The organism is Streptomyces sp. NPDC050433, from assembly GCF_044458565.1.
GTDB lineage: Bacteria > Actinomycetota > Actinomycetes > Streptomycetales > Streptomycetaceae > Streptomyces.
This window is the reverse complement of record NZ_JBITIB010000004.1, coordinates 306,891-319,523: the sequence shown is the minus strand read 5'-3', so window position 1 is coordinate 319,523 and position 12,633 is coordinate 306,891. Positions and strand designations below refer to the sequence as shown.

The 12,633-nt window shown below is 70.2% G+C and carries 11 protein-coding genes and 1 rRNA gene; 2 read left to right on the top strand and 10 right to left on the bottom strand.

Annotation, left to right across the window (positions count from 1 at the left end):
- A 16S ribosomal RNA gene (locus ACIBLA_RS07945) occupies positions 1-93 on the bottom strand; the annotation flags it as partial.
- A 772-nt stretch (positions 94-865) separates the two neighbouring features.
- Between ACIBLA_RS07945 and trpS the strand changes: the two genes are divergently transcribed.
- Entirely contained in the window at positions 866-1,864 is a 999-nt protein-coding gene (gene trpS, locus ACIBLA_RS07940; protein ID WP_399198077.1) for a tryptophan--tRNA ligase, read from the top strand.
- Positions 1,865-1,907: 43 nt separating this feature from the next.
- Here the strand turns inward: trpS and proC are convergent, their stop codons facing one another.
- The 8 genes from proC to ACIBLA_RS07900 form a co-directional block, all read right to left on the bottom strand.
- The gene (gene proC, locus ACIBLA_RS07935; protein WP_363246307.1) at positions 1,908-2,717 is read right to left on the bottom strand and encodes a pyrroline-5-carboxylate reductase; all 810 of its coding nucleotides are present in this window, start codon (positions 2,715-2,717) and stop codon (positions 1,908-1,910) included.
- 111 nt (positions 2,718-2,828) lie between these two features.
- Complete coding sequence (locus tag ACIBLA_RS07930; protein WP_399198076.1) at positions 2,829-3,623, bottom strand: ABC transporter permease; 795 nt, start codon at positions 3,621-3,623, stop codon at positions 2,829-2,831.
- The gene (locus ACIBLA_RS07925; RefSeq protein ID WP_399198075.1) at positions 3,623-4,393 is read right to left on the bottom strand and encodes an ABC transporter ATP-binding protein; all 771 of its coding nucleotides are present in this window, start codon (positions 4,391-4,393) and stop codon (positions 3,623-3,625) included. Before ACIBLA_RS07925 ends, ACIBLA_RS07930 begins: the two co-directional genes overlap by 1 nt.
- Before the next feature lie 57 nt (positions 4,394-4,450).
- On the bottom strand, positions 4,451-5,593 hold the full coding sequence (locus ACIBLA_RS07920) for an NAD(P)/FAD-dependent oxidoreductase (protein WP_399198074.1): 1,143 nt from the start codon (positions 5,591-5,593) through the stop codon (positions 4,451-4,453).
- A gap of 45 nt (positions 5,594-5,638) precedes the next feature.
- Positions 5,639-6,511: an RNA polymerase sigma factor SigJ gene (gene sigJ / locus ACIBLA_RS07915; protein WP_363246311.1), complete on the bottom strand. Its 873-nt coding sequence runs from the start codon at positions 6,509-6,511 to the stop codon at positions 5,639-5,641.
- Between the two features lie 40 nt (positions 6,512-6,551).
- A complete protein-coding gene (locus tag ACIBLA_RS07910) occupies positions 6,552-7,340 on the bottom strand; it encodes a class I SAM-dependent methyltransferase (protein ID WP_399198073.1) in 789 nt (262 codons plus the stop codon).
- A gap of 68 nt (positions 7,341-7,408) precedes the next feature.
- Positions 7,409-7,966 (bottom strand): hypothetical protein, encoded by a 558-nt coding sequence (locus tag ACIBLA_RS07905; protein ID WP_399198072.1) that lies wholly within the window; start codon positions 7,964-7,966, stop codon positions 7,409-7,411.
- 45 nt (positions 7,967-8,011) lie between these two features.
- Positions 8,012-8,347 (bottom strand): SH3 domain-containing protein, encoded by a 336-nt coding sequence (locus ACIBLA_RS07900; RefSeq protein ID WP_399198071.1) that lies wholly within the window; start codon positions 8,345-8,347, stop codon positions 8,012-8,014.
- Positions 8,348-8,485: 138 nt separating this feature from the next.
- Here ACIBLA_RS07900 and ACIBLA_RS07895 point away from each other — a divergent pair, with 138 nt between their 5' ends.
- Positions 8,486-10,693: a serine/threonine-protein kinase gene (locus ACIBLA_RS07895; RefSeq protein WP_399198070.1), complete on the top strand. Its 2,208-nt coding sequence runs from the start codon at positions 8,486-8,488 to the stop codon at positions 10,691-10,693.
- 43 nt (positions 10,694-10,736) lie between these two features.
- On the opposite strand, the gene ilvD is transcribed toward ACIBLA_RS07895, so the two are convergent.
- The gene (gene ilvD, locus ACIBLA_RS07890; RefSeq protein ID WP_363246315.1) at positions 10,737-12,587 is read right to left on the bottom strand and encodes a dihydroxy-acid dehydratase; all 1,851 of its coding nucleotides are present in this window, start codon (positions 12,585-12,587) and stop codon (positions 10,737-10,739) included.
- Positions 12,588-12,633: the final 46 nt, after the last annotated feature.

Sequence of the window (12,633 nt, the reverse complement as noted above, 5' to 3'; positions counted from 1 at the left end):
CCACTAATCCACCCGAAGGCTTCATCGTTCGACTTGCATGTGTTAAGCACGCCGCCAGCGTTCGTCCTGAGCCAGGATCAAACTCTCCGTGAATGCTTACCCGACCCATTGGTCAGGTGGACACCACGAGAGCGGAACAACCAGTCGGAATAAGACCGGTCGTTCACAGCGTCCTCGCTGTGTTTCTATCAAAGGAACCTCAACCCAATCCACAAACTGTGGACGAGGTCGGGGTATCAACATATCTGGCGTTGACTTTTGGCACGCTGTTGAGTTCTCAAGGAACGGACGCTTCCTTTGGTCCCGTCTCCGGGCCCTCCGGGCTTTTCCCTTCGGTCTTGCTGTCTTGCGTTTCCGACTCTATCAGAACCTTTCGGTGTCTGATTCCCAGTCAGCGGGTTTGTCTTTCCGGCCCTGCGGCCGTTCCGACGAGTGAGACTTTAGCGGAACCGTTCCCCCGACGCTAATCGGGGGTTCACGTCCTTCGTTCGAACGTGGATTCCTCATTTCGCAAAAGCGCACGCAAAAGAAAGCGACCGGATGTCGCGCGTTTGCAGTGGTCTTGCGGAATGACCGTCCGGGGATCGACCGGGGTCGATGCTCACGTCGGACAGCCCGGAGAACATTACGGTCGCGCCCAGGACGTGTCAACCTCGGGTCTTCGGGGTACGGGGCGCGTACTGTTGCCCCCATGACCACGCATGCGTGCAACTACAGCTGGCGGGCCGTCTGACGGCGGCCTGCTGACACGTGTGTGACACCAACGGCCGCCGCTCTGGCGGCCGTTCGCGTTTCTCCCCTTCTGGTGGAGGTTCGGGAGCCCGGCCGCTCGGCGGCGGCTCCGACCGGAAGAGGGACGAGAGAGATGACGCGGATCTTCAGTGGGGTCAAGCCGACGGGCCATCTGACCTTGGGCAACTACCTCGGAGCCGTACGCAGGTGGGCTGAGGTGGATCAGTACCGGGCCGACGCTCTGTTCAGCGTCGTGGACCTCCATGCCCTCACCGTGGAGCACGATCCGGCTCGTGTGCGCAGACTCAGTCGGCAGGCGGCGACGCTGCTGCTGGCGGCCGGGCTGGATCCGGCTCGGTGCACCGTCTTCGTGCAGAGTCATGTCGACGCGCACACCCGGCTCTCCTATCTGCTGGAGTGCACGGCGACGGACGGAGAACTGCGGCGCATGATCCAGTACAGGGAGAAGTCCGAGCGGGCACAGGCGACCGGGCAGAGTGTGCGGGCGTCGCTGCTGACCTATCCGGCGCTCATGGCGGCGGACATCCTCGCGTACCGGACCGACGAGGTGCCGGTGGGGGACGACCAGACGCAGCATGTGGAGCTGACGCGCAGCCTGGCCAGGCGTTTCAACCTTCGCTACGGGCCGACGTTCACCGTGCCGAGGGTCACGAATCCGCCGGTGGCCGCGCGGGTCATGGATCTGCAGGATCCGTGCTCGAAGATGGGGAAGTCGCACGAGTCGGGGGCCGGGATCGTCTATCTGCTCGATGAGACGGACGTGGTGCGCAGGAAGGTGATGCGGGCCGTCACGGACAGCGGGCGCGAGGTCGAGTACGACCCCGTCGACAAGCCTGGGGTGGCGAATCTGCTGGAGATCCTTGCGGCGTGCGGAGGCGGGAACCCGACTGAGCTGGCCGGTGCATATGACTCGTACGGCTCACTCAAGCAGGACACAGCAGAGGCCGTCGTCGAGTTGTTGCGGCCGGTCCGGGCGCGGCATGCGGAGCTGGCGGCGGATCCCGGTCATGTGGATCAGGTGTTGAAGGAGGGTGCGGAGCGGGCCAGGGGGATGGCCCGGCCGGTGGTGGATGCGGCCTGTGACGCGATCGGGTTGCTGCCCGCCGGCTGAGGGAAGGGCGCGTCCGCCCGGCCGGGGCGTTGGGGCGGGTTGGTCAGCTGTTGCCGGAGGCCAGTTCGCGGCTGCGGTCGCGGGCGGCTTCGATCGCGGCGATCAGGGCGGCTCGCACGCCGTGGTTCTCCAGCTCGCGGATGGCGCTGATGGTGGTGCCCGCCGGGGAGGTCACGGCCTCGCGGAGTTTCACCGGGTGTTCGCCGCTGTCGCGCAGCATGACCGCGGCGCCGATGGCGGCCTGGACGATGAGGTCGTGGGCCTGGGCGCGGGGCAGGCCGAGGAGGATGCCGGCGTCGGTCATCGCTTCGACCAGGAAGTAGAAGTACGCCGGGCCCGAGCCGGAGAGTGCGGTCGCCGCGTCTTGCTGGGACTCGGGGACGCGGGCGGTTTTGCCGACGCCGCCGAAGATCTCCTCGGTGTGGTTGAGGTCGGCGGGGGTGGCGTGGCTGCCACCGGAGATGACGGACATGCCCTCATCGACAAGGACGGGAGTGTTGGGCATGACACGTACGACGGAGATACCGGTGGTGAGGCGTTCCTCGATGAAGGCCGTGGGGATACCCGCGGCGGCGCTGATGACGAGACGGTCGGCGGGGACGTGGGGGGCGAGTTCGTCGAGGAGCTTGCCCATGTCCTGCGGTTTCACGGCGAGGATGAGCGTGTCGGCGCGTTTGGCCGCTTCGGCGTTGGTGACGGGCTCGACGCCGTAACGGTCCCGGAGCTGGGCGGCGCGTTCGGCGCGGCGGGTGGTGACCAGGAGGTCGGCGGGGCGCCAGCCGGCGCGGATCATGCCGCTGAGGAGGGCTTCGCCGATCTTGCCGGTTCCGAGGACTGCGATGGTCGTGGTCATGCGGGGCACCTCGCCGGTGGGGGTCGAGCGGTCGTACGGGACATCCGGGGCCATCCTCGCATCGGCGGCGGGGACGGGCCCGGTGTGTCCGAGTGTCGGACTGTGTCCGGACTATGCCGTGCGGCGGCGGAGGGTCGCGGCGCCCAGGGCGAGGACAAGGACCGCGCAGCCGGCGACGATCAGGACGTCGCGTACGAAGTTGGTGGTGACGTCGGTGGGGCGCAGGACCTCGTTCATGCCGTCGACGGCGTAGGACATGGGCAGGACGTTCGAGATCGCTTCGAGTACCGGTTGCATGTTCTCGCGTGCGGTGAAGAGTCCGCAGAGCAGCAGTTGGGGGAAGATCACCGCCGGCATGAACTGGACCGCCTGGAATTCGGACGAGGCGAAGGCCGAGACGAACAGTCCGAGGGCCGTGCCGAGCAGGGCGTCGAGGAGTGCGACCAGCAGGAGCAGCCAGGGCGAGCCGACGACGTCCAGGCCGAGGCCCCAGACGGCGAGTCCGCTGGCGAGCGCGGACTGGACGATCGCCAGGGCGCCGAAGGCGAGGGCGTAGCCGGCGATGAGGTCGGCCTTGCCGAGGGGCAGCGCGAGGAGGCGTTCGAGCGTGCCCGAGGTGCGCTCGCGGAGGGTGGCGATGGAGGTGACCAGGAACATCGTGATGAGCGGGAAGATGCCGAGCAGCGAGGCGCCGATGGAGTCGAAGGTGCGGGTGTCGCCGTCGAAGACGTAGCGGAGGAGGAAGAGCATCACGCACGGCACGAGGATCATCAGGGCGATGGAGCGCGGGTCGTGGCGCAGTTGACGTAGGACGCGGGAGGCGGTGGCCAGGGTCCGGGCACCGGAGAACGCGCGCGGGGCGGGGGCGGCCGGGATCGGGGTCGCGGTCGCGGTCGGCGTCGTCATCAGGAGGTCTCCTGGAGTGCGTGGGCGTTGGCCTCGTCGACCAGGTGGAGGAAGGCTTCTTCGACCGTTTCGGAGCCGGTGCGGGTGCGCAGGGCGTCGGGGGTGTCGTCGGCGAGGATGTCGCCGTCGCGCATGAGGAGCAGGCGGTGGCAGCGTTCGGCCTCGTCCATCACATGGGAGGAGACGAGGAGCGTGGCCGCGCGGTCGGCGGCGATGCGGTGGAAGAGTTCCCACAGGTCGCGGCGGAGTACGGGGTCGAGGCCGACGGTCGGCTCGTCGAGGACGAGGAGTTCGGGCGTCCCGAGCAGGGCGACGGCGAGCGAGACCCGGTTGCGCTGGCCACCGGAGAGCCGGCCGGCGAGGGAGTCGGCGTGTGAGACGAGGTCGACGTCGGTGATGGCGCGGTGGACCGTCTCGTCGCGGGCGTCGCGGTGGGAGCGTCCGGGGTTGAGGACGGCCGCGAAGTAATCCAGGTTCTGACGGACCGTCAAGTCGTCGTAGACGGACGGCGCCTGGGTGACATAGCCGATGCGGGCACGGAGCCTGGCGTCGCCGGCCGGGCGGCCGAGGACGTCCAGGGTTCCGGTGACCTTGGCCTGCGTGCCGACGATGGCGCGCATCAGGGTCGACTTGCCGCAGCCGGAGGGGCCGAGGAGGCCGGTGATCCGGCCGGGCGGTACGGCGAAGTCGAGGTCGCGCAGCACGGTGCGCTCTCCCCGTACGACGCGCAGACCGCTGGCGCGGATGGCGGCCTCTGATTTATTCATCATGCGATGAATAATGCTCCCGTCCGCGCCACACCGTCAAGGAGGGGGTTCAGCCGAAGCTCAGCCGAAACCGGGGATGCGCGCGACCAGGTCCGGCCGGCGGGACGCCTGCCTCAGGGCGCCGACCGTGGAGCGGACGATGCGCTCCTTCACGTACGCCGCCGGGCGGCCGGTGAGGACCCGCTCGCGGGGCGAGTCGTCGGCCCGTACGAACTGCACCAGGCCGTCGTGACGGCCCAGGCTCAAGCACTGGAGGAGGTACGAGAAACGCAGCGGTTTCGGCTCCGCGCCGCCGAGTTCGGCGATGATCGCCGTCGCGGCCTGCGAGCCGCTGGGCAGCGCCGCGGCACAACCCATGCGCAGCGAACCGGCGGTGGCGGTGTGTCCGGCGGCCGAGTCGCCCACCGCGTACACCTCCGGGTGGGACACGGACCGCAGCGACGTGTCGACCTCGACGCGTCCTCGGGCGTCGATGGCGATCCCGGCGGCGCGCGCCAGTTCGGTGTTGGGGGTCATCGAGGCGGCCCACACGACGACATCGGTGTCGATGTCGTCGGGGCCTGCGATACGGCGGCCCTCCTCGACGCGTACGCCGCGGGTGGCGAGCACCGTACGGACATGGGCGCGGCCCTTTTCCGAGAGCCCCGGGCCGACGATGTCCTCCGTAAGGAGGCCGACGCTCCAGCGGGGGTGGGTCTCGGCGAGTTCGGTGGCCAGTTCGATGCCGGTGAGGCCGCCGCCCACGACCGTCAGGGCGCCGGGGCCGTCCTGGAGGCGCTTGTGCAGTTCGGTCCCCGACTCGACCGTGTACGCCCGGTCCCGGTCGCCGAGTCCGGCGGACCGGGTGCGGCTGCCGAGGGCGTGGACGAGACGGTCGTAGGGAAGGACGCGGCCGTCGTCCGTACGGACCTCACGCGCCGCGGCGTCGATCGCCACGGCGCGGGCGGCGACGTGGCTGATGCCGGTCGGGCGGAGGAACGAGCCGAGAGGGTGCGTCACGTCGGGGCGTCCGGCCGCGCGTTCGTGCAGCCGGACGCGTTCGGTGAAGCGGTCGGCGGGGTCCACGAGGGTGACACGGGCGTGCCGGGCGAGGCGCAGCGCGCACATCAGCCCCGCGTAACCCGCGCCGACCACGACGACCCGCTGTTTTCCGGAGGGCGAAGGTGAGGACGAGGACGAGGAGGGAATGTCGTTGGGTGTCATACAAATGGGACGGGATGGCCCGCCCAGGTGTGACGGTGAGTGCGGTCACAGACTCCCGAGGTCGAGGTGGCGCAGCTTCTCCGGGTTGACCACGGCGTCGATCTCGGTGATCAGCCCGCGCTGGACGCCGAAGGCGAGGACGACGCCCCGCTCGCCGACGGGGTCGACCAGCACCACGCCGGGAGCGCCGTTCACTTCCCGTACGAGGGCGTACATCGTCTCGGGGTCGAACTCGCGCATGAGGCGCTGCGAGAAACGCACGACCTTCTCGTCGCCGATGACGGGCAGCCTGGCCGCCGTGACCTTGCCGCCGCCGTCCGAGCGCCACACCACCTCGGGGTCGAGGATCTCCAGCAGCCCGTCGAAGTCCCCGCCCATCACCGCCGACAGGAAAGCGTCGACGGCCCGCCGGTGCTCGCCCCGGTCCACGGAGCGGCGGGGCGCCTCGGCCCGTACCCGGCGGCGGGCGCGGGAGGCCAACTGCCGTACGGAATCGGGCGTACGGCCCACCACCTCCGCGATCTCCTTGAACGGCACCGCGAAGACGTCGTGCAGGATGAACGCGGTGCGCTCCGCCGGCGTCAGCCGCTCCAGCACGGTGAGCATGGCGAGCCCGACCGACTCGTCCAGCGTCACCCGGTCCTCGGGCCCGCTCTCGGTCACCACCGGCTCCGGCAGCCAGGGCCCGACGTACGACTCACGGCGGGCGCGAGCGGAACCGAGCAGGTCGTAGCAGAGCCTGCTGATGACCGTCGTCAGATACGACCGGGGGTCGTCCACCTCGTCGTCGGGCAGCCGTTGCCAGCGCAGCCAGGTCTCCTGGACCGCGTCGTCGGCGTCGGCGACGGAGCCGGTGATGCGGTACGCGATGCCCCAGAGCCTCTTGCGCTCCTGCTCGAAATCGGCCAGATCGGCCATGCTGCGGCGCTCCTCTCCCCTGCCGGTGTCACGCCCGCCGTCAGACTTCGGACGACGGGCCTCTGGTACCAGACGACGCAGCCGGGCGAAGTGTGACGATCAGATCGACCGTGTACGCCTCCTCGACGGAGCCGGTCGGAAAGACCTTGAGCAGTTCGGCGCGTTCCTCGGCCAGGCAGGCGGCGGTGGCGTCGCCGCCGAGCACGCGGAAGAGGGAGTGGCTGGAGAGGTTGGCGAGGTGGCTGTCCAGCGGCACGGTGCGAGTCCAGCGCAGCGCGCGACGCACACGCGGCAGCTCGTCGGGCAAGCCCTCGGCGCGATGGCCGCCGGCGCCGTGGGCTCCCCCGCCGCCGCGCCGGCGCAGCCGTTCGTCCTGTGCGGCGACCCAGGGCACGTCGGGGTCGGCCACGTTCCACCACAGGGCGAGCGCCCCGCCGGGCCGCAGTACGCGCAGCGCCTCGGGAAGGGAGAGGGCGGGGTCGGTCCAGTGCCAGGACTGGGCGTACGTCACCAGGTCGACCGACGTGTCCGCGATCGGCAGGGCGTCGCCGAAGCCCCTGACCAGCGGGGTGTCGGGCAGCGTACGGCGCAGCTGGGCGGCCATGCCGGGGCCGGGTTCCACGGCAGTGACCTCGGCGCCGCGTGCGAGCAGCTGACGGGTGGCGATCCCGGTTCCGGCCCCGACGTCGAGGACGCGGGAGCCGTGGAGGGGGCGGCCGGACAGTTCCTCGACGGCGTCGAACAGCGCCGGCGGATAGCCGGGCCTGGCGGAGTCGTACTGCCCGGCGACGACGTCGAAGGAGAGCGCGCGATCGGTCATGCGCTCCATGGTGCCGGGCGACGGCTCTCAGGCGCCGAAGGGGGCCCGGTGGTACCGGATGTACCGGCCGTCCCGGCTCACTTGCGCTTGGCGCGCTTGGGCCGGTTGGCCTTGCGGGCGGCCGGATTGCCCGTTCGGGTGGTGCGCCGGCGCTCGTACCGCGAGACGGCCGTCTCGTACTCGGTGCGCCGCAGCCGCTCCCCCGGCGCCTCGGCGAGCGAGCGCAGGAAGTACGCGAGCAGCGAGCCGATGAAGCCGATGCCCTTGAGGCTGCGCAGCGCCTCCTCTCGGGCGGCGTCGCCGGGACGCTTCGAGAAACCCTCCCAGGTCTTGCGGAAGGCGATGGCGCTGCACACCGAGAACGTCACGATGACGAGGACGCCGACGAACGAGCTGGCATTCGCCGTCTCCAGGCCCTGGTAGGCGAAGCGCAGCAGGAAGCACGCGCCGACCGCGGCCGCCAGCGAGCCGGCGGCGACGGCGACGCGGCGCAGCGCGTAACCGCCGTCGTGGGCGACCCAGGTGGTGCCGAAGAAGCGGATCGGTTCGGGCCGGGGGCCCTCGGGCGGGGGGCCGGTGGGGGTCTCGGCGGATTCGCCGCTCTTGTGCGGGCTCACGCTCTTACTCTCGCTCACCGGGCGATTGTCCCAGTGAGCGAGAGCTAGAGAACCGGACCGGGTTCAGTTGCAGCGCGGAGCGATGTATTCGTCACTGCCCGTCTTGACGTACGCGTCCGAGACGAACTCGCCGTTGGCGATGTTGTCCCAGATGTTCGAGCTGCCGTACGGCCCGGACACCCGCTCGCCCGGCTTCTGGCAGTAGACCGGCACCGTGGCGTTGTACGGCAGGACGCGGACCAGCGAGTACTGAGTGCCGGGACCCGAGCGCACGTTGACGCGGTAACCCGGCGCGATCGGGTAGTTGACAACCGACGCGGCGAGCGTTGCCGCCTCTCCGGCCTCTGCCCCTGCTGTCTCCGCTGTCTCTGCTACCTCTTCAACCCCTTCAACAGCCATCGCTGCCCTCCCCCTTGCTGATCTTGTTGAAAGTTCACTCTGTGCGACGCGCAGGCTAGCAACACTCTTCAGCCACAGCCGCACCATCGACTAGGCTCCGTGAGTCGCGCTCGCAGAAGCGACACGGGGGAAGCACACATGGAATACGCCGGGAGTTACCGCCTTGAGGCCTGCCTCGGCTCCGGTGGCATGGGAGTGGTACATCTCGCGCGCTCGGCGTCTGGTTTGCGCCTCGCCGTGAAGGTGGTGCACCAGCAGTACGCGGCGGACCCGGAGTTCCGGGCCCGCTTCCGTCAGGAGGTGGCCGCCGCGCGCCGCGTCAGCGGTGCGTTCACCGCGCCCGTCGTCGACGCCGACCCGGATGCCGAGCGGCCCTGGATGGCCACCTCGTACATTCCGGGTCCCACCCTGGCCGAGCAGGTGCGGAGCAACGGGCCCATGTCCCCTGCCGAGTTGCGCCGGCTGACGGCCGGGCTCGCCGAAGCGCTGCGGGACATCCACCGGGCCGGTGTCGTCCACCGCGATCTCAAGCCGGGCAACGTACTCCTCACGGACAACGGCCCCAAGGTCATCGACTTCGGCATCTCGCGGCCCGTCGACAGCGATCTGCGCACCGAGACGGGGAAGTTGATCGGCTCGCCGCCGTACATGGCGCCGGAGCAGTTCCAGCGACCGCGTGAAGTGGGGCCCGCGGCCGATGTGTTCGCGCTGGGTTCGCTGCTGGTCCACGCGGCGACGGGGAGTGGGCCGTTCGACTCGGACAGCCCGTACATCGTCGCGTACCAGGTGGTGCACGACGAGGCGGATCTGGTCGGGCTGCCCGCCGATCTGGCGCCGCTGGTCGGGCGGTGCCTCGCCAAGGACCCCGAGAACCGTCCCACGCCGGACGAGATCATGTCGGAGCTGCGCCCGCCTTCGTACGAGGCGGACGCGTTCATACCGGCTCAACGGCGGTCCGTGGAGCGGCGTTCGGTGACGCCGGGAGGGGAGCAGCGCACCCACGTCGGGGCGGGCTCGCCGTCCGGTCGCGCGCCGTCCGGTCACGGGCCGGAGCGGGAGTCCGAACCGCAGTCACAGTCGCAGTCGGCGGCTTCGAAGACCGCGGGCGGGCGGCGCGCGCGCGTCAAGTGGCCCGCGCTGGCGGTCGGCCTCGTGGTGCTCGTGTACGGCGGCCTCTGGGCCGCGCAGGGATTCGGCGGTACCCGGACGGTCCCGCCCGATTCGCGGAGCTCCGATACGGCAAGGACGACCCCAGCCGCCTTCAAGCCCTGGCTGGCCCCGGCCGTCGGCGAGAGCGCCGAACGGGGCAGCACACCGGCGTGTTCGTACACACCGGGCGACTCCGGCGCCTCCGCGACCCTGCTCTGCTCCACGCGCGGCGTCGCCGCCGCCCGGCTCGACCCGGCCGACGGGCGGGTGATCTGGTCGCACGGCTCGGGCGCCGATGACGCGTCGGTCCCCGTCGTCTCCGGCGGTCTCGTCCACACCGTACTCACCGCTCAGAAGTCCGCGCGGCTGAAGGCGTACGAGAAGGACGACGGCACCCCGGTCTGGAGCACCGACGTCTCCGGCAACCAGGGCGGCGTCCACCACGCCGGTGACACCGTCCTGGTCGTGAAGCCCGACGGACGGGTGGAGTCGCTGAACGGCGCGACGGGCGAGAGGCGTTGGGAGCACCGGCTCCCCGGACACACCAACCCCCTCTTCGCCTTCCACAGCCCGCAGACCGGTCACAGCTACGCCGCCGAGTCATCGGACGACGCCCGCACCACGCTGGTCAGCGCGGTGGACCCGGCGACCGGCGATCTCGCCTGGCAGCGGCGGCTCGACGGGAACCTGAAGCCGGTGGCCACCCAGCGCGGCGCGCTGTTCCTCGCGTCGACGGACGTGGACTCGATGACGGACGCCGTCGTGCGCTACGACCCCGCGAGCCGGGACGTACGCCGCATCCCGTTGCCCTACCTCGTGTCCGGGGCGCAGGTGGCCGTGCGCGACGACACCGCGTACCTGCTGGCTCGCGGCGGGAGCCTGCTGGCCGTCGACACCACTCGTACGGGCAAGAAGGCCAAGCCCCGCTGGCAGTTGGAGACCGACGTCGCCCGCACGTCCAGCCCTGTCGTCACGGCCGGCGACCGGCTCTACTTCTCCGCCGCCGACGGGCAGCTGATCACGGTCGACACGGCGGAGGGCACACTGATCGGCCGTACGAAACCTCGGCTGCTGTCGGGCAGGCTCGCCTACATGTCGGCGCTGCCCGCCCCCGCGACCGCGCCGGGCCGTATCTACGCCGGCGCGCCCGACGGGTCCGTCTTCGCCGTGGACAGCGAGAACCCCAACACCTGGTGACACACACCGGGTGCCGGGGCCGTCGTGCTCAGCCCGACTCGGCTCAGCCCAGTCGGGAGACGTCCCTGACCGCGCCCTTGTCCGCGCTCGTCGCCATCGCCGCGTACGCGCGCAGCGCCACGGAGACCTTGCGCTCACGCGAGACCGGCTCGTACACACCGTTCAGCGCGTCCCGGCGGAGGGCCAACTCGGCGTCGTCGACGAGCAGTTCGATCGAGCGCCCCGGAATGTCGATCCGGATGCGGTCGCCGTCCCGCACCAGCGCGATCGTCCCGCCGGACGCCGCCTCGGGCGAGGCGTGGCCGATCGACAGGCCGGACGTGCCGCCGGAGAAGCGGCCGTCGGTGACCAGCGCGCACGCCTTGCCGAGGCCGCGGCCCTTCAGATACGAGGTGGGGTAGAGCATCTCCTGCATGCCGGGGCCGCCGCGCGGACCCTCGTAACGGATGACGATCACGTCGCCCTCCGCGATCTCCTTACGGAGGATCTTCTCGACGGCGTCCTCCTGCGACTCGCAGACGACGGCCGGGCCCTCGAAGGTCCAGATCGACTCGTCCACGCCCGCGGTCTTCACCACGCAGCCGTCGACGGCCAGGTTGCCCTTCAGTACGGCGAGTCCGCCGTCCTTCGAGTACGCGTGCTCCAGCGAGCGGATGCAGCCGCCCTCGGCGTCCAGGTCGAGCGTGTCCCACCGCTCGGACTGGGAGAACGCGGTCGCCGAGCGCTTGCAGCCGGGTGCCGCGTGCCAGAGCTCCACGGCCTCCTCGGAGGGTGAACCGCCGCGCACGTCCCAGGTCTTGAGCCATTCGTCGAGCGAGTCGGAGTGCACCGAGTGCACGTCCTCCTCAAGGAGGCCGCCGCGGTACAGCTCGCCGAGGATGGCGGGGATGCCGCCGGCCCGGTGGATGTCCTCCATGTAGTACGTGCCGCCGGGCGCGACGTTCGGCGCGACCTTCGCCAGGCACGGGACGCGCCGTGAGACGGCGTCGATCTCGTCCAGGCCGTAGTCGAGACCGGCCTCCTGGGCGGCGGCGAGGAGGTGCAGGATCGTGTTCGTGGAGCCGCCCATGGCGATGTCGAGCGCCATGGCGTTGTCGAAGGCCGCGCGGGTGGCGATGTTGCGCGGCAGGACGGTCTCGTCGCCGCCTTCGTAGTAGCGCTTGGTGATGTCGACGACCGTGCTGCCCGCGTTCTCGTACAGCGCCTTGCGCGCGGTGTGCGTGGCGAGGACCGAGCCGTTGCCGGGCAGGGCGATACCGATGGCCTCCGCGAGGCAGTTCATCGAGTTGGCGGTGAACATGCCGGAACAGGAGCCGCAGGTCGGGCAGGCGTTCTCCTCGATACGAAGGATGTCCTCGTCCGAGACTGACTCGTTGACGGCGTCCGAGATCGCGTTGATGAGGTCCAGCTTGCGGACGGTGCCATCGACCAGGGTGGCCTTGCCGGCCTCCATCGGGCCGCCGGAGACGAAGACCGTGGGGATGTTGAGGCGCATCGCGGCCATCAGCATGCCCGGCGTGATCTTGTCGCAGTTGGAGATGCAGATCAGCGCGTCCGCGCAGTGCGCCTCGACCATGTACTCGACGGAGTCGGCGATCAGGTCGCGGGACGGCAGGCTGTAGAGCATGCCTCCGTGGCCCATCGCGATGCCGTCGTCGACCGCGATGGTGTTGAACTCGCGAGGGACGGCTCCGGCGGCCTTGATCGCCTCGGAGACGATCCGGCCGACGGGGGCGAGGTGGGTGTGGCCGGGGACGAACTCGGTGAAGGAGTTGGCCACCGCGACGATCGGCTTGCCGATGTCCTCGCTCGCTACGCCCGACGCCCGCATAAGGGCGCGCGCGCCCGCCATGTTCCGGCCGTGGGTGACAGTGCGGGACCTCAGCTCGGGCATCGTCGCTCGCTCCTTCGGCAGATCCTTCGGTGGAAAATGACTTTTT

Bases quoted from the DNA above. Each gene is read 5' to 3' on its own strand.
- trpS (WP_399198077.1), top strand. From the start codon at position 866: ATGACGCGGATCTTCAGTGGGGTCAAGCCGACGGGCCATCTGACCTTG.
- proC (WP_363246307.1), bottom strand. From the start codon at position 2,717: ATGACCACGACCATCGCAGTCCTCGGAACCGGCAAGATCGGCGAAGCC.
- ACIBLA_RS07930 (WP_399198076.1), bottom strand. From the start codon at position 3,623: ATGACGACGCCGACCGCGACCGCGACCCCGATCCCGGCCGCCCCCGCC.
- ACIBLA_RS07925 (WP_399198075.1), bottom strand. From the start codon at position 4,393: ATGATGAATAAATCAGAGGCCGCCATCCGCGCCAGCGGTCTGCGCGTC.
- ACIBLA_RS07920 (WP_399198074.1), bottom strand. From the start codon at position 5,593: ATGACACCCAACGACATTCCCTCCTCGTCCTCGTCCTCACCTTCGCCC.
- sigJ (WP_363246311.1), bottom strand. From the start codon at position 6,511: ATGGCCGATCTGGCCGATTTCGAGCAGGAGCGCAAGAGGCTCTGGGGC.
- ACIBLA_RS07910 (WP_399198073.1), bottom strand. From the start codon at position 7,340: ATGGAGCGCATGACCGATCGCGCGCTCTCCTTCGACGTCGTCGCCGGG.
- ACIBLA_RS07900 (WP_399198071.1), bottom strand. From the start codon at position 8,347: ATGGCTGTTGAAGGGGTTGAAGAGGTAGCAGAGACAGCGGAGACAGCA.
- ACIBLA_RS07895 (WP_399198070.1), top strand. From the start codon at position 8,486: ATGGAATACGCCGGGAGTTACCGCCTTGAGGCCTGCCTCGGCTCCGGT.
- ilvD (WP_363246315.1), bottom strand. From the start codon at position 12,587: ATGCCCGAGCTGAGGTCCCGCACTGTCACCCACGGCCGGAACATGGCG.